A 515-nucleotide genomic window follows, 5' to 3' on the forward strand; every position below is an offset into this window, starting at 1 on the left:
CGCCGACTGTTTGAGCAAGATGTGCCAGTTCGGCATCGGTGCGATCCGATGCGGCGTTCTCTTGCGGCTGAAAGTCGCTGCCGAATAGGGCGGAGTAGAAGCTGGCGTAGAGTTTCGGGTCGTTTTGCCCCGCTACACAGTACGAGGCGGCCACCGCTCGCGTCGAATAGTTCTTGCTGTGCGACTGGTCGTCGAGGAAGTTGAGCAGGTGGTAGCGCACCGCCAGCTGCTTGTCGGCCACCGCGGTATCGATATCGCTCGCATACGACCTGATGAAACTGCCGCAGGGTGGACAGATGGGTTCGTTGAAAATGTCGATCGTTGTCGGCGCCACCGAGCTACCCACAAAGACACCGTCGTTGAGAACGCGGAGCTCGACCGCATCTGCGGGCGGCGGTGGCGGCGGTGCCGACGTGCGGGGTCCAGATGACCGCCACGGATGGGCAAGCGCGATACCCAGGCCGCCCGCCAGCGCCACCACGACGGCGACGGCAACACCAACCCACAACCAGGGC

1 pseudogene is annotated in these 515 nt (G+C 63.5%); it reads right to left on the bottom strand.

Annotated features, from left to right (window positions below):
• Positions 1 to 515, bottom strand: a pseudogene (pknE, locus tag BST12_RS29285) (serine/threonine protein kinase PknE); the annotation flags it as partial.

This window comes from Mycobacterium angelicum (assembly GCF_002086155.1).
Lineage (GTDB): Bacteria > Actinomycetota > Actinomycetes > Mycobacteriales > Mycobacteriaceae > Mycobacterium > Mycobacterium angelicum.